At 38.1% G+C, this 20,743-nt stretch carries 14 protein-coding genes; all 14 read left to right on the top strand.

The window, feature by feature from the left end:
* Window positions 1-77: 77 nt before the first annotated feature.
* The 14 genes from KORDIASMS9_RS18375 to KORDIASMS9_RS18310 all read left to right on the top strand — a co-directional run bounded on the left by KORDIASMS9_RS18375 (window position 78) and on the right by KORDIASMS9_RS18310 (window position 20,721).
* Window positions 78-644: a DUF4255 domain-containing protein gene (locus tag KORDIASMS9_RS18375; protein WP_114904251.1), complete on the top strand. Its 567-nt coding sequence runs from the start codon at window positions 78-80 to the stop codon at window positions 642-644.
* Window positions 637-1,191: a hypothetical protein gene (locus KORDIASMS9_RS18370; protein ID WP_114904250.1), complete on the top strand. Its 555-nt coding sequence runs from the start codon at window positions 637-639 to the stop codon at window positions 1,189-1,191. The genes KORDIASMS9_RS18375 and KORDIASMS9_RS18370 overlap by 8 nt, the downstream gene beginning before the upstream one ends.
* Window positions 1,192-1,285: 94 nt before the next feature.
* The gene (locus KORDIASMS9_RS18365; protein WP_114904249.1) at window positions 1,286-3,253 is read left to right on the top strand and encodes a phage tail sheath C-terminal domain-containing protein; all 1,968 of its coding nucleotides are present in this window, start codon (window positions 1,286-1,288) and stop codon (window positions 3,251-3,253) included.
* Window positions 3,254-3,303: 50 nt separating this feature from the next.
* Window positions 3,304-3,735, top strand: a complete 432-nt coding sequence (locus KORDIASMS9_RS18360) for a phage tail protein (RefSeq protein WP_114904248.1) — start codon at window positions 3,304-3,306, stop codon at window positions 3,733-3,735.
* An 8-nt stretch (window positions 3,736-3,743) separates the two neighbouring features.
* Window positions 3,744-4,202 carry a phage tail protein gene (locus KORDIASMS9_RS18355; protein WP_114904247.1) on the top strand — a complete coding sequence of 153 codons (459 nt, stop codon included), beginning with the start codon at window positions 3,744-3,746 and terminating at the stop codon, window positions 4,200-4,202.
* A gap of 7 nt (window positions 4,203-4,209) precedes the next feature.
* Window positions 4,210-4,365 (top strand): hypothetical protein, encoded by a 156-nt coding sequence (locus tag KORDIASMS9_RS18350; protein ID WP_162820043.1) that lies wholly within the window; start codon window positions 4,210-4,212, stop codon window positions 4,363-4,365.
* A gap of 3 nt (window positions 4,366-4,368) precedes the next feature.
* Complete coding sequence (locus tag KORDIASMS9_RS18345; RefSeq protein WP_114904245.1) at window positions 4,369-5,124, top strand: LysM peptidoglycan-binding domain-containing protein; 756 nt, start codon at window positions 4,369-4,371, stop codon at window positions 5,122-5,124.
* Entirely contained in the window at window positions 5,121-6,863 is a 1,743-nt protein-coding gene (gene vgrG, locus KORDIASMS9_RS18340; protein WP_114904244.1) for a type VI secretion system tip protein VgrG, read from the top strand. The genes KORDIASMS9_RS18345 and vgrG overlap by 4 nt, the downstream gene beginning before the upstream one ends.
* Window positions 6,864-6,873: 10 nt before the next feature.
* Window positions 6,874-7,164, top strand: a complete 291-nt coding sequence (locus KORDIASMS9_RS18335; protein ID WP_114904243.1) for a PAAR domain-containing protein — start codon at window positions 6,874-6,876, stop codon at window positions 7,162-7,164.
* A 3-nt stretch (window positions 7,165-7,167) separates the two neighbouring features.
* Window positions 7,168-7,581 (top strand): GPW/gp25 family protein, encoded by a 414-nt coding sequence (locus KORDIASMS9_RS18330; RefSeq protein WP_114904242.1) that lies wholly within the window; start codon window positions 7,168-7,170, stop codon window positions 7,579-7,581.
* A gap of 2 nt (window positions 7,582-7,583) precedes the next feature.
* On the top strand, window positions 7,584-10,793 hold the full coding sequence (locus tag KORDIASMS9_RS18325; RefSeq protein WP_114904241.1) for a baseplate J/gp47 family protein: 3,210 nt from the start codon (window positions 7,584-7,586) through the stop codon (window positions 10,791-10,793).
* Entirely contained in the window at window positions 10,787-13,612 is a 2,826-nt protein-coding gene (locus tag KORDIASMS9_RS18320) for a hypothetical protein (RefSeq protein WP_114904240.1), read from the top strand. Before KORDIASMS9_RS18325 ends, KORDIASMS9_RS18320 begins: the two co-directional genes overlap by 7 nt.
* A 155-nt stretch (window positions 13,613-13,767) precedes the next feature.
* Window positions 13,768-18,963, top strand: a complete 5,196-nt coding sequence (locus tag KORDIASMS9_RS18315) for a hypothetical protein (RefSeq protein WP_114904239.1) — start codon at window positions 13,768-13,770, stop codon at window positions 18,961-18,963.
* Between the two features lie 6 nt (window positions 18,964-18,969).
* Window positions 18,970-20,721 carry a contractile injection system tape measure protein gene (locus tag KORDIASMS9_RS18310; protein ID WP_114904238.1) on the top strand — a complete coding sequence of 584 codons (1,752 nt, stop codon included), beginning with the start codon at window positions 18,970-18,972 and terminating at the stop codon, window positions 20,719-20,721.
* The last annotated feature ends 22 nt before the right edge of the window (window positions 20,722-20,743 follow it).

Here is a 20,743-nt window from a genome sequence, read left to right as displayed (position 1 = left end):
TGTGCCGAATTAGCGAATAGACTCTACCAAACCGCCAATATGATACATAGATTTGTTTTATAATCAATTGGGAAAACATGATTAATAAATTCGTAGAAAAATTAAGCACAGATGGACTCGTTACCTATATCAATACTCTTGCGGGAATTACGGTAAAATTGGGAGCGCAAAATGTGGGCGATATTCAATCTGAAGAAAGCGATATTGACGGCGACAATTTATTAATCACAATAGTTCGTATTGAAGAAGAAAGTACGTTAAAAAACTTTCCAAATCAACGATTGGTAGAAAGTGGCGGTGGATTTAAACTTGACAAACGTTTTCCAAAAATTCATCTCAACTATTACTTACTGTTTTCCTGCACCTTACAATATGACAAAGCGGTAGCAGTCATATACAAAACGGTCAAATTTTTTCAACATCAAAGAAAATTTGTATTCACAGCAGATGAAGACGATATCGAACTAAATATGGAACTATGCTCACCAAGTTTTGAGCAACTCAACAACATTTGGGGAATGTTAGGAGGCAAACAAATACCAAGCATACTCTACAAAGCAAGAGTATCTGCATTAGAAAGAGACATAGAAAAACTAACGTCAGTTATTACAACTATTAGCGCAGAAGAAAAGCACTATGAGTAAATTTAGTTACACATACGAACCGCTTGCCATCATAAAACTCAATCATGAAAATGAGTTAGAAGCGCAAAACTATGTAAATATATACCCAACCAAAGCTTCAGAAGTGCTGATGGACAAACACAAACTTTTGGTAAAGAAAATTCCAGAAGGATTGGTGCTTCTCTACAAAAAACAAGAAGAATTTGTAGCGCAAACTGTCGATGAGGTTTTTATGATTGGAGAAGATGAAGTGACAGACAAGCGAATCGTAGGATACGTGTCCACCATGCCCGATCCTACATTTTCAAACTGGTTGCCCGATGTGGTAGATATTGACTTAGAATTCTATGCAATTGCCGATCAGGAATACAAAAATGACACAGATTGGAACAACTTGGCATTACGCGATTTTGTAGTGTACAGTGCGACAGATTTGGAAGGAACCATCACAACAAACACAGCCGTTAACGAAAGAATACAACCCGATGCCATACTGCAAATCAACATACAAGAAGCCAACATCACAACACCAGAATCATTGACATTTGAAGTCAATCTAAACATATAAACAATCAAAATATTGACACATAACTTCAAACAGAAGTAGAGAAAACAACGAAAAATAAATCAAATACTAACAAAACTTTTAAATCATAAATATTATGCCTAGTACATTAAAAACACCAGGAGTTTACGTAGAGGAAATTGTAAAATTTCCACCTTCGGTAGCGCAAGTTGAAACGGCTATACCTGCATTTATTGGATACACTGAAAAAGCAACCAACAAACTTGCGGGTGATCTAAACGAAGTTCCTACGCGAATTACATCACTATTAGAATACGAACGTTTCTTCGGTGGCGCAAAAGCCGAAACCTCGATTAGTGTGACCATCACGGAAGATTCAGACAATAACAAATCCATTGCGGTAACACAACCTACAGCAAAACAACCGTTTATAATGTACTACGCAATGCAACTCTACTTTGCAAATGGTGGTGGGCCATGCTACATTGTATCTGTAGGACGTTATGGAAGCCAATTGGCAGACGCCGAAGTTGCTGTAACAAGCATTGTAGACGCCGCGGCATTAAAAACAGGATTAGACGAAATTGCCAAAGTAGACGAACCTACACTCATTCTATTTCCAGATGCAACCAAAATTGATAGCGTAGATGCTACTACATTCTACGGTTTATACAACGATGCATTAAGTCAATGTAACAAACTACAAGACAGATTCACAATCATAGATACACTAAGCTATGATGGTTCAACGTCTACAGATCCAAACATTGCAGCACTCCGAAGCGGAATCAGCTTAGGAAAAGACTTTGTAAAATATGGAGCAGCGTACTATCCACACTTAGAAACCATTCTCGATTATACCATCAGCGAAACAGGAATCACGGTAGTACACTCAGGAGGAAGTTCGCCAGCACCAATTGCACAAGCAAAAGCAAATGCTGCAAAAGATACTTTAGAAGGATACACAACAGATGGCGTATTAGGAGATTTAGAAACCACTATGGAAGGGGCAATAACTGCAGTTTCAAGTGCTTCTGATGATGCTGGAGCCTTAGCTTTAGTAGCAGATGTTGTCAATGCTGTTGATGCAATCATTACACATCTAGAAAATGTAATCTCAGAAGCAGAAAGCTTAGTAGATGCAGGAAGAGACGCCGCAGACGCTACTGATGATGCTACACTCAAAGGAAATGTAACAACTGCTGTAAATGCTCTAGATACGGTCATTACATCGCACGTACGTAGCGGAATTGTAGGTTTAGAAGCTAACAAAGACAGTTTAAACGCTGCTGCAGATCAAACAGAAGCAGATGCTGCAGGCGTAACTGCAAATGCAAGTGTAGATGCTTTAGACATTCCGACAGAAATCGACGCAAGAATTGGAGCAATCGTTACTGCAATTGACGCTATTGTAACCGCTGGTGGAAGCGCAGGTGTCTTAAACGGAAAATCTTTAGCAGAAGTAGAAACGCTTGACAATTCTACGTATAACAAAATCAAAACAGAAATTAACAACTTGCCAATGGAATTACCGCCAAGTTCAGCAGTAGCAGGCGTATATGCACGAGTAGACAGTACACGAGGCGTATGGAAAGCACCTGCAAATGAAGGACTCAACTATGTGGTAAAACCAACAGTTCGTGTAACAAATGACATTCAAGATGGTTTAAATGTGGATACAACCGCAGGAAAATCAGTCAATGCAATTCGTTCGTTCACAGGAAAAGGAGTCATCGTTTGGGGAGCAAGAACCTTGGCGGGAAATGACAATGAGTGGCGATATGTTTCCGTAAGACGCTTCTTCAACATGGTAGAAGAATCTGTAAAAAAGGCAAGCGACCAATTTGTATTTGAAGCAAATGATGCAAACACATGGGTTCGTATCCGATCAATGATAGAAAATTTCTTAACCAATCAGTGGAAAGCAGGCGCTCTAGCTGGAGCAACAGCAGATGACGCATTCTATGTAAAAGTAGGACTCAATCAAACCATGACCGCAGATGATATCTTAAACGGAATCATGAATGTGGAAATAGGAATGGCAGTCGTACGACCAGCAGAATTCATCGTATTGAAGTTCTCTCACAAAATGCAAGAATCGTAAGCGATAATTATTTACAACTAAAAAGAATAAATCATTAAAAATATAAAACTATGTCATATCCATTACCAAAGTTTCACTTCCAAGTAGAATGGGGAGGAACTAAAATCGGTTTTCAAGAAGTAACAGGACTCGACGCGGAAGTTGAAAAGTTAGAATACCGTGAAGGATCAAGTCCAGAATACAGCAAAATTAACATGCCAGGAATGGTAAAATACACGGACATCGTCCTCAAAAGAGGCGTATTTAAGGGTGACAATGAATTTTATGAGTGGATGAAAACAAACAAACTCAACCAAACAGAACGTCGCGATATCACCATCAGTCTATTGGATGAAGAACATGCACCTGTAGTCGTTTGGAAAGTATTAAATGCCTGGCCGATGAAGATTCAATCTACGGACTTAAAAGGAGAATCAAACGAAGTCGCTATCGAAACACTAACGTTAGCACACGAACGTATTGAAATAAGCAACGAAGGATAATCCAAATTATGGCACTTTTTGACAGTTTTAAATATCCAGTTTCTGGCTTTCACTTTGTAGTCTACTTTAACGGACTCTTACCAAATCCTGTTGACATGAGTTTTCAGTCGGTATCAGGTTTGAGTGTTACCGTAGAAACCGAAAGCTACGCAGAAGGTGGAGAAAATAGATTTGTCCATGAAATACCAAAAGGATTAAAATTCAGCACACTGACACTCAAAAGAGGACTCAAAAGTGTTCCATCATCCATAGCAAATTGGTGTGAAGACGCGTATGAAAAATTTGAATTCAAACGCTTAAATCTTATCGTCGTATTGCTCAGTGAAAATCACATTCCTATCAAAACATGGAATGTTGTCGGAGCCTATCCTATCAAATACGAACTGGGAGAATTCAATGCAGAAACGCAAAGCATACTTATAGAAACGCTAGAGTTAAAGTATGACTATTTTAAACTATTACTATAACAACATTATGGGAATCGAAATAAAAAATTTGCGTATCAAAGTAAATGTCAATGCTCAAAAAGAAGAAGAAATGTCATTGGTGAAAGAAGAACGTACCAACTGGACGTCGCACGAAATCATGGCAGCCGTTTCAAAAATGATCACTAACAAAAAAGAACGCTAAATCATGTCTATACTTGGAGAATTAGAAAAAATGCTCATATACAAGCTCGATGACAAAGGCAATAGACAAGGCGAGCCAATCACTGTAGCGATCAATCCAGAAGGATACAAAGAAACCTTTACGGTAGAGTACAACCAAGATCAAGAAGCAAACTCAAGTGGTAAAAAACCAAAATTTGTCAAAGTAAAACCTGGCGATTTTACGTTCAAACTACTATTTGATGCTACCGGAATCTTCGATATTGTAGAGCTGAACATTGCAGACACACTCAGCAGTATTGCAGATGACATCGCAGGGTTCAATCCGTTTCAAGACGATGAAGGCAGTGAAAAAAATGTAGTTGACGAAATCAACAAAATCAAAGAACTCGTCACGTACAAAGGCGATATGCACATGCCGTACGAACTCGAAGTTGCTTGGGGATCATTAAATCTAAAATGCTTCCTCATAAAACTAGACATTGACTACAAACTATTCAATACCAAAGGATATCCAATTCGTGCCCTTGCAACACTTACGTGTAAAGACAGCACCGCAGATGAACTACGCGAAGCAGCAGTAAACAAGTCATCTCCCGATTTAACGCACGTGCGACAAGTAAAAGAAGGTGATACATTACCGTTGATGGCATACAGAATCTACGGAGATTCCAAATACTATTTAGAAGTAGCAAGAGTAAATAACGTGCTCAATTTTAGAAACTTAGAACCAGGAACTGAATTATTTTTTCCACCATTAAACAAAACACAAAGCGCATGAGTTTAGTCGGAGACATATCGACAGATGTTCAAAACTTAGTTACGTTTGCAGTACTCATTGGAGACGCCGAGGAGGAAATTAGCGCAACGTATGGCGTAAAAACCATCACGGTGGAACGTACCTGCAATCGCATTCCAACAGCAACCTTAGTCATTGTAGATGGTGACAGCGTTACGCAAGAATTTGAAGCAAGCAATGCCGCATCGTTTGCTCCTGGAGAAAAAATTCATATCAAAGCTGGCTACGATTTTGATGATAAAACGCTTTTCAAAGGAATCATCACCAAACACGCCATAAAAGCAACAAACAAATCCAATTACTTACTCATTGAATGTAAAGACGAAGCGTTCAAAATGACGCAAGCACGTAAAAATAAAATTTTCTATGAAACGACAGAAAGTGACGTAGTTGGCGATATTATCAAGGAAAATGGACTTAGTGGAAGCATGGAAGCAACTTCGCACACGCATCATGAAATCGTACAATACCAAGCAACGGATTGGGATTTCATTCAATGCCGCGCACAAGTCAATAACATGTTGTGTTTTGTGGAAGATGGAGAAATCAGCATCAAAGTACCAACACTCAGCGGAAGTGTATTTACAGCAATTTTTGGAGACAATATATTTGCATTTGAAGCAGAAATAGATGCACGCAAACAATACAACGAGTTTGAAGCCTCTGCTTGGAACTATTCCAATCAAGAATTGGTGACTAAAACCACGAGTGGAAATGGTTTAAATGCCGCAGGAAACCTAGACTCAGGAACACTTGCAGAAGCCGCAGGAGGAAACAATTTCACACTCTCACATACAGGAGACATTCCAGATGAAATACTAACGTCTTGGGCAGAATCCAGAAGTATGTATCAACAACTCGCTAAAATCTGCGGAATGGTCAAAGTACAAGGCACAGAATTGGTATTGCCAGGCACCATGATCACGCTAGAAGGAATGAGCGATCGTTTTAACGGCGATGTGTTTGCATGTGGTGTTCATCATACGGTTACGGACGGAAACTGGATTACAACCATCGAATTCGGATTAAATCCAGAAGCATTCGCAGAAACATACGAAGTGAGTCAATTACCAGCATCAGGAATGTTACCAGCTATCAGCGGATTGCAAATCGGTGTCGTTTCTGCCTTAGAAGGCGATCCAAAAGAAGAACACAGAATACAAGTCAAATTACCCATCATCAGCGCAGAAGAAGAAGGTGTGTGGGCACGCGTATTAACAATGCATGCAGGCGAAGAATATGGCGTACACTTCTTACCAGAAATAGGAAACGAAGTCTTAGTAGGCTTCTTAAATGACGATCCCAATCAAGCAATTGTACTCGGTTCATTATTTAGCAACACCAATCTATCGCCAGTAGAATATTCAGATGATAATTTTGAAAAAGTCATCATGACCAAAAGTGAAATCAAAATTACCATGAATGATGAACTCAAAAGCATCAAACTAGAAACACCCGCAGAAAAAATTATCAACATTGACGATGATGAAGGTGTCATCACATTAGAAGATGAAAACAACAACATCATTACAATGAATACGGACGGAATCACCATTGAATCGGGAAAAGACATCATCATGAAAGCCACAGGCGACATCACGATGGAAGGAATCAATGTAGGAATTACCGCTTCAGCAGAATTAACAGCAGAAGCCGCGATGGCAACCTTAGAAGGTTCTGCTACAACAACGATAAAAGGAGGAATAGTACAAATCAACTAAAAACAACACCATGCCACCAGCAGCAAGAATCACAGATATGCACGTTTGTCCCATGACCACAGGACCAGTTCCACATGTGGGCGGACCTATATTGCCACCAGGCGCACCAACAGTATTAATTGGTGGATTGCCAGCCGCAAAACTAGGTGATATGTGTGTATGTACAGGACCGCCAGACAGCATTATTGCAGGTTCAGGAACGGTACTGATAGAAGGCATGCCTGCTGCAAGAATGGGCGATTCTACCGCACATGGCGGAAGTATAGTATTAGGAGAATTCACTGTAATGATAGGAGGATAAAAGATGGATTTATCAAAAGCAACATATTTAGGAAAAGGATGGGATTTTCCACCGAAATTCTTGAAACATCAAGGAGAAATCAAAATGATTTCTGACATAGAAGACATAGAAAGCAGTTTACAAATCATCATCACAACACGTCGCGGCGAACGAGTGATGCGCCCAAAATTCGGATGTGATCTTACGGATCAAATATTTGAAAACCTAAGTGCCACGCAGATGACGATTATGAAAAATAGAATCAAAGAGGCAATTATTATTTATGAGCCACGAATTGAAGTCATAAAAATAGCCTTAGACACTCAAAATTTTCTCGAAGGAAAGTTTTTAATCAAAATAGAATACCTAATCAGAGCGACAAACACAAGGAGAAACATCGTGTTCCCTTACTATATAACTGAAGCAACAGACATCTAATCATGAGCGATTGTACAGAAAATACACTAATCAAGTCACGCGAAGGCACAACACAGCAAGAGCGTTACCTTTCTTTGCTCGATCCGAACAGCGTAGCGTTAATGGGATTTGAGGTAAAGGATTGGATGCGTTTTGCAGAAGAGTTTTCGAAGCATGTACAATTATACGATCAAGGCGATTACAAAAATCCAAGTGGTACTTGGGAACCATTTCACAATGCTTCCGCAGAAATAAAGGAAGTCATTGAAACCTATACTGAAGGAGACATTACACCACAATTGGCACTATTCATTGCGTTCTTAAAACTGCTCAACAAAAGCAAAGAACGATTCAATCAAATTACGCAACGTCATCTCGATTTCTATTACAAAGAAGTATTGCAACTTGAAAAAAATGACGAAAAAGCAGATCATGCCTACATTATTTTCGAATTAGCGAAAAATGCCAATGAACAATTTTTAAGTGATGAAACACTCGTAAAAGCTGGAAAAGACAGTGAAGGAAACGACATTCATTATCAACTTGAAGACGAAATTGTTATCAACAAGGCAAAAGTTGCTGCGCTACAAAATACCTACGCTTATACTGACGAATCTAACTGGCATGCATCTAGCATTGCAAATTCGGCAGATGGTGATGGAGGCGAAGCAGAAGACGGAGGAACATCTTGGTTGCCTTTCGGCGATACAGATCGCGACTTAGCAAAAAAAGGATTTTCACTCAGTGCGCCATCATTACTATTATCAGAAGGTGTCCGAACGATTACCATCAACGCACAATTTTCTTCGGTGCCTAATGGCGAAGAATTACGTTCCATCATCAACATAGAACATACAGGCGAAAAAGAATGGGTAGCATTGCCATTCACAGCAGTTACCAAAGCAACAACGACAAATAATAATGAGGTAGAAATTGTCATTGAACTCACAGAAGACGATGAAAAAATTACCAACTACGATGCTGAAATTCATGAAGGAAAATACGATACGGAACATCCAATTATCCGTGTGTTATTTTCCCAAGAAGATACTTCGTTAGCTACATATGAAACCTATTTATTACTTGCCAATGCAGAATTACAGCAAATCACTATCACAACAACAGGAACGTACGCTGAAAACTTACACGTAAAAAACGATTTTGGAACTATCAAAACCGACAATCCGTTCTATCCATTTGGAACGCAAGCAAAAAAACGTGCAAAATTCAGCATAGGCTCTGACGAATGGATTGGAAAACGCATTAGCAATGTAGAAGTATCACTCAGTTGGAAAGATCGTCCAGATAGCTTTCAAACACACTATCAGCAATACTTACAGCAATATGTAAACCTGCAACCTACAGAAATCTTTTTAGACATTTACAATGATATAAAAGATGGAACCAAAACAGGAACAAAACTAGTCACAGGTGTTGACGGTCAAAATCGTTTTCTAGTAGATGCAAGTTATATCGGATCCACAAAATCTCGTACAGAAAGTGTTGCAGATGCTATTGCAAAAGAAGCGCAAGAAGCACGAGAAGCACGCAAAAAAGGACTTCGGAACGAATTTTCAGAAAGTGACAGTCGTCGTAGTCGTGACAGACGGTCAATAGGAAGAAGAGATAAACGCTCTAAAAAACATTCAGACGAGGAATCGCAAGCCATGCGCCGTAAACATACGGATAGAAAAGGAAGAACTGAGGAAGCAGAAAGAACAGCTACCACTTCGTCAAGCGGATTGGGACAACGCATGTTCAATGGCTTTGAAAGTGTAACGTTCAATAACTTTTTGCCTTCGAATACGACGTATGTACCTAAAAAGACTGACAATTATTTTATTCAATTATCGTTGCAAAACGACTTTTTACATGCGGCTTTCCCGAAAGTGTATACCTATCATGCCTTAGAAAAATTAGCATTGCCAAACCAAGCATACACGCCATTTGCTGAAAACCTAACAGTTACCATTACAACAGTTGAAAAAATAGGTAGCAACAAAAACGAAGTACAACTCTATCACGAATTGCCTTTCGGAATTGATCGTGTGAGTCGTGCCAATTTAGCACTCATGCCGTCGCCAGAAAATGGGGGACAATTATACATTGGGATTGAGGAAGCTGTCGCGGATCAAAACATCCAACTACTATGTCAGATAGAAGAAGGTTCAGAAAACCCAGATGCGATAGAAACCTACGACAAAGCAACTGTAACGTGGCAATATTTATACAACAATACTTGGAACAATCTAAAACCAGCATACTTACTCAAAGACCAAACCGATAACTTTTTAAAAGCAGGATTGGTAGCCTTTACAGTGCCAAAGCAATTTGGAGACAACACACTTTTTACAGAAGATTATTTATGGATTCGTGCCACAATTGACAAGCCGTTTGATACCGTATCAAAATTTACAAACATTCATGCGCAAGCCGTAGAAGTTCAATTTGTAAATAATGAAAATACGTTAGAACACTTGGAAAAAGGCATGCCAGCCGAAACCATAGCCAAACTGGAAGATCGCTTGGCAACTGTAAAAAAAGTAACGCAACCGTATGCTTCTTTTGATGGCTTTCCAAAAGAAAGTGACTTGGATTTTTACCGAAGAGTTAGCGAACGATTACGTCATAAAAACCGAGCAATTACGCTGTGGGATTATGAACATCTCGTACTGCAAGAATTTAATTATTTGCACAAAATAAAGTGTTTAAATCACAGTACAAATACCAGCTTTAAAGCACCAGGAGAAGTATTATTGGTTGCCATTCCAAACATCATCGATCAAAATGTGTATGACATTTACAAACCAAAACTGAGTCAAACCAAGCTGAACGCAATAGAAACGTATATCAATCAACTCAACACAATGCATGTAGCAGCCAAAGTCGTTTCGCCTGTATACGAACCTGTAAAAATTATGCTCAGTGCACGATTCTATAAAGGTTTAGACGCCAATTTTTATGCGAAACAACTCAAAGAAGACTTAGCGCAATACTTGTCGCCATGGGCATTTGACAAAAATCAACCCATATCATTTGGCAATGCGCTCTACGGAAGTGAAGTTATCTATTACATAGAAAATTTAGACTATGTCGATTATATAAAAGATTTCAAAATGGTACACGATGGAGACGAAAAAGATGAAATCATTCCCACAGATCAAAAAAGTATACTAACCTCAGTAGTGCCAACAGCACATACTGTAAACGCGATTACTAACGAAACATGTTAAACGGAGACGAACATATCACGATACCAAGCAATGTAAGCTACGGGAACGACTTAGATTTTCAACATCTAAGAGACGCAGGACAGCAATACATTGAAGATCTCAGTCGAAAAATTTGGACCGATTACAACATCAGCGATCCAGGGATTACGATCCTAGAATTGTTGTGCTATGCCATTACAGATTTAGGATTACGCATGGATCAACCAATTGAAAACTTGGTCGCTTCCAAAGAAGACAACTTCGAAAAAATGCATGAACAATTCAAATCGGCAAAAAATATTTTAACATGCAGACCAGTTACAGCAATTGATTACCGAAAATTGTTTATAGACATCAAAGGTGTCAAAAATTGCTGGTTGGCAATTCATGTATTACCATTACATGCAGAATGCAACGAAGCAAATCCGCGCATTAGCTTTGATCCGTTTGTCGGTTCAGAATACAACACTGAAAGCTTCAATATTAAAGGGTTATACACTATTTTGGTCGATTTTGATGATGATGAGGAATATGTAGAAGAAGACATTATTGCAGCAATATTTACCAAATATCACGAAAACAGAAACCTCTGTGAAGACTTAGTTACCGTAAAAAAAATACAAAAACAATGCATTCGTGTCTGTGCAGAAGTTCAGTTGGAAAATGACGCCAATGAGGAAAAAGTACATGCCACCATTCAATGGAGTGTGGGACAATATCTTTCACCAAGTGTACAAGCAAAATCTTTAACGGAAATGTTAGATTTAGGACTTTCGTCAGATGAAATATTTGAAGGTCCAATTTTAGAAAATGGTTTCTTAACGGCAGAAGCTTTACAAAAATCGGAGCTGCGTACGCAAGTACGTTTGTCAGACATCATGAACATTATCATGAAGATTGACGGTGTAAAACTCATTGAAGACATCAGCATTGACAACTGTCCGCCGAAAATAAATGGAGAAGATGGCGATTGCAATCAAAACATCACAGCAGAAAGCGATGCTTGGTTGATTTGTGTAGCACCAAATCATTTGCCAATATTGTGCGATCAAAGTACATTCAAATACAAAAAAGGCTTCTTACCTGTGGGATTAAACCAAGAAATGGTAGATCAATTTACAGAAGAATTAGAAGCAGAAGAGAAAGCAAGTACCGAAAAATCTTTTGACGATTTGCCAATGCCATTAGGTGTGTACAGTCAAATAAAATACAACACTGTACAACATCACTTGCCAGAAAACTACGGAATTTCCAAATATGGACTGTCCAATACGGTTTCTGACGAACGCAAAGTGCAAGCAAAACAATTACAAGGATACTTACTATTTTTCGATCAAGTATTAAGCACGTATTTTTCACACTTAGAACATGTAAAAACACTCTTGGCTTCTGATGAAAACTTACAGCAAACGTACTTTTTCAAAGCAGTAGAAGGCATCAACGGTATAGAAACCTTATTAGAAAATTTTCCAAAATACCAAAACAATGTAGAAAACATCATTGATACCCTGGAAGATTTCAACGCACGTAGAAACGAACTTTTAGATCACTTAATTGCGCGTTTTGCTGAAGTCTTTGAAAACTATTCCAACACAATGTACAAGCTCTTTGGGAAAGACAAAGATAGCGTAGAAGCAAACATTATTACGACGAAAAACAGATTCATCAAAGAATATGACAAAATCAGTTCGGAACGCGGATTGGCATTCAATTACCGATTGGAAACACAATGGGATACCAAAAATGTATCTGGTTTTCAAAAACGAATTGCACTCTTATCTGGTTTAGACGATTATTCACGTCGTGATTTATTCAACGATTTTATTAGCATCGAAACCTTATTGCGTGATACTGCAAAAGGTGGCTTTCATGTGGAATATCGTTGGTTGATAAAAAGTGATGAAAAAGTATATATGTCGTCACAAAAAGACTTTACATCGAAGCAAAAAGCGATCAATGAATTATTAGAAGTTTTAAAACTTGCGACGAATCAAAACAACTATGTATTGCGCCAAACGGAAACAAAATCGCAGCGTTACTATGTAGCATTATTGGATGAAGAAGGCGAAATCATTGGCAGACAATACAATCATTACTATGCAAGCGAAGAAACGGCGGAAGAAAAACTGGCAGAAACCATTGCATACATTAACAATCTATTATTTGATGAAGGTTTTTATTTAATTGAAAACATTCTCACGTTGCCATATCACACCAAAAATATAGACGATTTAAACGATTGTTTGCCTTTGTGTCTTGACGGATGCAACACATGTAAAAACATGGATCCATTCTCGTACCAAGTCACGATCATATTTCCAGGATACACGTCGCGATTCTCTAATATTGATTTCCGCATTTTCATGGAAGATTTGATCCGAAGAGAATTGCCAGCGCACATTCTACCAAGGATATGTTGGGTAGGACACATTGATGGCGCATTGTCACAAGTAGAAGAAATAAAAACAGTGAGCAATCCTGATATCAACATTTCAGATGTGGCTGTTTCAGATATAGCCGTTTCAGAACCTGTATCAGAAGTGTTAAGTGAAGCGAGTGAAGTAAAAAAAGAGCTATCGGAAGCAGATTTTTATCAAATCATAGACAATGACGAAGATTATGACATGAAACAAATACAAAAAGCGTGGAAAGAGTTTTTAACGTCCAAAAAGAAAGAACCTAAATATATGGCTTCGCAGGAAGCTACGAAAAAATTGCTTTGCGCAATGAACCAAATGAACACCATTTACGCCACAGGAACATTACATGATTGCAATGACGATGATGGCGAAAACAAAAACAGAATCATACTTAACAGAAGTGCGCTAGGCTCACTCTAAGTACTAAAATTATGAATACACATTGAAAGAACGCTTATAGGTATTAGGTATTGGGTGATAGGTCATGAAGCTAGACCAGAAAAAAACAACCAGATTGATAAATCAACAAAAAAACCAAAACTCAACTACCAAAACCAGCAAAAAATACAACAACGATGAAAACAATAGAGAAAAAAGAACCGTACTTACACACCTTGAACACACGCGGCAATATCTATGAAGAATTTTTGCCAGATCAAGTGTTAACACACAAAAATCTAAATAAAGTCGTAAATTACTTCGAAGATCAAGACCGAATGAGTCGTGTGTACTTAGTTGGTGTTGGTGTCGGGTGTGGACTCAATATTGTTTCATACACAAATACATATATTGAAATAGGTCAAGGTGTTGGTGTAACCACCGATGGCGACATTATAAAATCAGAAACACGTAGATTTCACTACTATTCGGTACTGACTGATAGAGCGTCTTACGCAATATTTGATGGACTACAGGTATATGAGATCTACGAACAAGAGGAAGCGGGGCGTCCTACGGACGAGCTTCCGCTTTCCTCTTTTACTTCTAACGAACCAGGCGCGCTTAAAGATTATATATTAGTAGCGTATGTGGAAGATTATTCCGAAGATGAAGGTTTGTGTGGAGGTTCTGGCTGTGACGAAACTGGAAACAAAGTCTACAGCAATCTAAAATTTTTACTAATCCACAAAAGTAACAAAGCAGCACTTATAGCTGAAGACACCATTTACAACAGTCACGATGTATTGTCGTATTATGATACACTTCCAGAACTGTGCATGCCACGTGTATTACTCACTCCAGAAAATACCATTTCAGGAATTGACATTCAAGATCAATTTACGGCAAGTTTTGCACTAAAAACAGATTTATATACAGGAATTACCACGATTATTGACCGTTTCAGTCATCGTATTAACTTTGCAAAATTTGGGGTGAATATTCCGCAAATCACCGCATATTTTGACGATATTTTTGTAGTACAGGACGAACCGTTTATTCAATACAAATACGATTTATTAAAAGATTTAATTGATACGTATCGTGAGATCAGAGCGTTGATTCTCTTTACAAAATTTGAATGTATTGCAAATATAAACGCTTTTCCAAAACACTTACTCTTAGGAACGTTGGATGAAGTTACACGTTTGCAAACACGACACGAATTCTATCCATCGCCCACAGTTTCAGAAAATGATGAAAATTTGATGGCAATCAGAGCATTATGTATCAAATTCTTCAATCAATTAAAAGAATACAAAATACCGCAAGTAAGTTCGGCGGCGATCAAAGTAACACCTTCAAAAAGTTACGAATTCAAACTTAGTGATCGTTCCATTCCGTACTACTACGAAACCAAAAATTCGCTTATTTCCAATTGGAATCCGCATGCAATTCAATTGCGAAAACTTAAAAATCAATTAGGATATCACGTTCAAAACCTAAAAAACATTGCGTGTATTCAAAAACCTTTAGAATATTGTCACTTAGGCAAAGATTTCTATCGAATTGAAGGTCATATTGGCAAAGATTTCCGATTGGCATTAGGAAAAATAAATAAACTCAAATCAACATACAATCTCGCATTTGATGTAAAAGCAGTAAGCATTGGCTTTCCAGTAAACAAAGTTTCACTTGATGACGATGTATGTAACACCAAAGATCACGCAATCTTACTACAAACTTGGGAACAAGAATTTGAATGTGTAGCAGAAAGTGCAATTGAATTCTTCTCAAAATATGAATTAGATAATTTAGGAAACAACAATACAAGTACGGCGGCATTTGCTTTGGCAAATCAACAGCCACAACAAGTACTTACACTCTTAGGAAGAGGAAGAAACGCAGGCAAAGAGACCACAAATCCAGAAAAAATTGTAGAAAGAAGCATCAATACCAATATAGAAGCTTTGGAAGCTGGAGAAAGTATTGAATCAGCAGCATATGACAGATCCATTCAATATGCTATCGACATGGCATATTCAAATATTGGAACTCAAAATGTAACGGCAGCACATTTGGCAGCCATCACACTAGCCATTGCAAACCAAGAGCAAGGAACGGTCGACAATGATAATGATTACTATTTCTATACAGAAGTACCTATCAAAATTATTGCAGGATTAATAGACATCAGACGCAACTTTTTACAATCGTTAGATGAAGTGTATGTGACTGAAAAATGGACGGCACTCAACAATGCGATTGAAAATTTATGTGCAGAAGTAGATCAGGTGTTATTTGCTATTTCTGAAGCATCAGACAATACCTCGTATGGATCGAATACGCACGATAAAATGTATGAACTCTTTATCTATGAATTGTCTAAGCTTTGCTGTCTCAAAGAAAAATTTGCATGGCTAAAAGTACAAATGGATGAAATACGAGACAATCTATACAGAGAACTCATTCTGTCCAGATTGATAGAAAAACATCCAGGAGCCGAGCACATGGCAGGTGTGCCAAAAGGCGGAACTTTCCTAATAGTGTATTTGGGTGGAACGGAAGAATTGTTAGAAGACGATAGCACACTAAGCAGATTTGATGGTATAGTACAGTTTGACTTTGCATTGCCGTATATCTGCTGTTCAGATTGTCCGCCAGAAACCGTAGTGTACAATGCAGAACCTGATGTAACACTCACAATTGCCAAAACAAAATACTGTTTGCCAACCGACGAAGGACAGGTAGATTTTATCACAAGTATCACTGATGGAGTCATCACTTCACCGCAAGGCGATGCATATATTGTGGCAACAGATTCAGGATATGCCTTCGATCCATCGGCAGTACCAAATGAATTGCTTGGACAACCATTAACATTCTTGGTCAATGGAACGACTCCTGTTGTTCCATTAGAAATCTGTGTATGGAAATTGCCAACAGATATCACGCCAACGGTAGAATTTTTATCGTGGAATGATGCAGGAATCAACCTAGATTTATACCTAAATCACGAATTAGAATCACTTACATACTTTTCATACGTATGGAATCGTGCAGATGGTTCTGAAATAGGAACGACCAAAGATATCATTGCAGCATTCTTTGCCAATGCAGGCGCAACCTTTGAAGAAACGGTTTCAGTAACCATAAGCATCACAGGAAGTCCTGTAGATTGTACGGTAACTACGAATTTAGAAATAGACTTTTCAAGACCTGTAGAAAATAGCGTAACGGTGCCACCTATCATTTGTCATAGATTGATAGAAACTACGCCAGCTTGGACGCAGGTTATTGTTACACCATCAGATGCTACACTTACATCACCACAAGTACCGATTGACAATCCAAACTTTATAGAGCAAAACGTAGATGGAGAATACTTTATCAATCCTGCAAACGTACCAAACGAATTGGCTGGTGATGATATAAAATTTATCGTCAATGGAGAACTCATTGAAGATGTGTCGACTCGCGTAGCCAAATTACCGTTTGCTATCAATACAGATTTAACTGCATTTGAAGTAATTTCTTGGGATGATACAGGCGTGAATGTAAACATTAGAGCCGCTCATATTTTCCAAAACGAAACATACATTCAATACAGTTGGGAAGACTTAAATAACGATAACACGCAAATAGGAACTACTAGAAACCTGACCAATTTCAGAATTAATGACTTTGGAGAAGATATCATTACCGTCAATTACAGAGTTGTTATGAGTGTTGAAGGATTGGAAGATTCGTGTACAGAAAGTTTTAACATAAACTTTACGCTGGAAAGACCAACACTAGAAATTCCGCGAGGCATTTGCTCTGGAGATTCGGTAGTATTGATGGTAAATCCAGACGATGTAGTAACTACTTCGTTAGACAATAATGTAATTCAGAATATTTCGGACATCATTACATTCGAATCTGGATTGGTTGCCAACAATGATGTTGGTACAGAAATACAAGTATTCTTAAATGGTTCGCCAGCAGCAACCACGCATGTATACAGAGTTCCTTCGGTTGAAAATGTAGATGCAAACTACAGCTTTGATCGTTGGGATGGAGATGATTTAATTATAGATCTTACCGCAAGTTATACTGTACCAGGAGTAACGAATCCAGAAAATTACTTAGAAATAAAATGGTTTGACGAAAACGGAAACCCAATCAGCACGACAACAAATCACAGAATTGCTGCAGGTGGAAACAATGTAGATATCAACTATACAGTGATCGTTTGTGTTCAATCAAGCTTACTAGATACCGATCCTTGCGAAACCAATCCAATTACGGTACCTATAAATGAAGATGCGCCAGCGCCAGAATTACCAACAGATTTAGGATTGGCACCAAGCTATTGCTGGAAAGAAGGTAGTAATGCGCTTAACATTCCAATTGCGGTGTCACCAAATGATTTCACGATCACATCGCCACAAGTAGGAACGAGTATATTAAGAGCAAACACAAGCTCATACACATTTAGAGCTTCTTTAATTTCTAATGCCTTACTTGGAAATACGATTCAATTTCAAATAAATGGTACTACTGTAGATACTACTACGGTGTATAAATTACCATCTGAAACCAGTATTGTACATGACTCAGGTGCTTCTATTTGGGATAGTGGAAGTTATATATTCAAGTTGAATCATACCTTTGATGACAAAGATTATTTTGACTATGAAGTCATCAATGCCGAAACTGGGCAACCTGTAGAACGTGTTGGAGATGGGTTATTTAAAGTACAAGCCGATAATTCTATCAACCAACGTTTTGAAGTAAGAATATTTATTCCAGGCTTATGTTCTACTGATAGAGTTTTAATCACTGTAGCAGATGTTCTAGATGGCGGACCAACAGACAATCCATTTGAACGACTCACCTGTAGTACACCGTATAATGATCGATTGCTTGATTTAGGATTTGATACAGACTTACAAAACCTAGAAAGTGGATTCTTTAATGAATCATTCAGTAACGATATTACGGGGAATGTGATAACGCCAATGAAAAATGTTGTTATGCAAATGAATAGAACTACAGATATTGTAAACGACAGTATTGGAGCTATCAGTCTTATCAATAGTCTACGAAACGATTTGAAGAGTAACTATCTTAGAAATCCAAGTTTTACAAGCGATAAAAGGGCTATTTTAGAATTAGATGAACTCTTAGAAATCATGTCGCTCGAATTACTGCGTTGTGTGGATGAAAACAATCCTGAAATGTCAGGGATTTACAATGAAATGATTACCATATCAGGTGACAGAGCTGGAGACTATGGAGATACAAATTCTCGATCAAAAATAACGCAGGTCTATTTAGATAGTTTCGATACGAAAGACACTACATTTAAAACCGTTGTAAATAACACATACACAAGAAATAGAGGGTAAACCATTATGCATACCATCCACAACATAGCGTTTGAAGTAGACGTCAACTATAACAATCCGTTGGTTTCTTGGGAACAATACTATGTAGATTTCTTTCAAGAACGACTGCTTCCGCGTGTGGAACGTATGTGCGACGATTGGGATCAAAAACACCCAAACTCAAAATGTGTCATTGATACGCTTGCTATTGATGTGGAAGTGCGCAATGTAGACTTGGAAACCTTGCAAAAAGAAGTCCTCCAGCAAATCAGTCAGCAATTACACAGTATTTCATCAGACGGAACCAATAGCGATGGGAAAATTGTAGCTACGATTACCAAACAAGCGTCTCCATTCGAGGCACTTGTCGGGTATTTATCAGAAGGTATTTTGCCCGCACATATTTCGGTAAAAGCTTTTAAAGAATGGTTGGGTGCTGTGGCAGAATTCACTTCCGTGGAAAAAACAAAACTCAATGCACTATTTTTAGTAAAAACGGAAGCAATAGCACGTATGTTATCGCTGCTGCGGAATGATTACGAGAAACTGTCCAACATCATCTCAAACAAACAGCAAATTACATCGCAATTTATAAAGGTAGAAAACGCATTCTTTCAGCAACTTTTGAAAGTGATGTGTACACAATTCAAACTCAGTTACAAACCGGAAGAAGCTGAAATTTGGTATCAAACACTTGGGGTTAGCAGTTCATTACCACAATTTTCAAAAACCTTGTTGCAATTGTTCCAACCCAAAGCAGTAGCAGCAGGAAAGCGACTGACAAGAGTAGACGAAACACAACTGACAGTTTTAGTGGTACAAGCTATTGCACAATATGAAACCAACAATTCCATTGCCATTGACGCTTCTAAAATAGCAACGATCGTTACGGATGATCATACAAAAGCACAAAAAAGTGATCCTAAAACAGGGCAAAAATCTACGAAAAAAAGCAGTGAAAATGATGTGGCACAGCAAAGAACACAAAAAATAGAAAAACAAGCAGAAACGCAATCAAAAAGCAACTCGGAAAATAGTAGGAAAGGCCCAAAAGTCACTGACAAAACCAATCCAGAAAAAGCAGCTCAAAAGAAGTTTCAAACTGCTACCAATAGAAATAATGAAGCAACACACCATCTTTCAAAACAAAGCGAAAAAACAGGCAATACTACCACAGATGCTCTAAAAAAGACATTTGGGAAAGAAGCTGAATCACATCTCGCGAAAGCGGACAAAACCAACGAAGAAATAGCAATACCAAGAATTCGAAAAAACATGACAACCGCTATTGAGGTAACGACTGAAAAAGCAGGATTGATCTTATTGCATCCTTTCTTATCAAGATTTTTTAATGGTGTCGGATTGTTAAACGAAGACAAAGAATTTAAAGATATTGGCAAAGCCTGTATGCTATTGCATTACTTAGCCACCGAAACCGAAGAAGTCACCGATGTAGAATTGACTCTGGAAAAAATACTTTTAGGAATTCCCCCTGAAACCATCATCAACTACCAAACGCCGCTCACAGAAAATGAGATAAAACTATGTAAAGAATTGCTAAATGCTGTATTGGAACATTGGCAAGTTCTTAAAAAAAGTACCATCAATACGCTGCGAGATTTGTTCATCAAACGCGATGGACAAATACTGCTTACAGAAGACAGTATTAAACTTAAAATAGAGCGTGCAGCACAAGATGTTTTATTGGAAAAAATTCCTTGGAACATCAGTCTATTCCGCTTAAAATGGATGGATAAAATGATGCACATTGAATGGTAACACAAATTTAGAATAAGGTAGA

Origin of the sequence: Kordia sp. SMS9, assembly GCF_003352465.1 — a bacterium.
In the GTDB taxonomy this organism is placed as follows: Bacteria; Bacteroidota; Bacteroidia; order Flavobacteriales; family Flavobacteriaceae; genus Kordia.
This window is presented reverse-complemented; position numbering and strand designations above follow the sequence as displayed.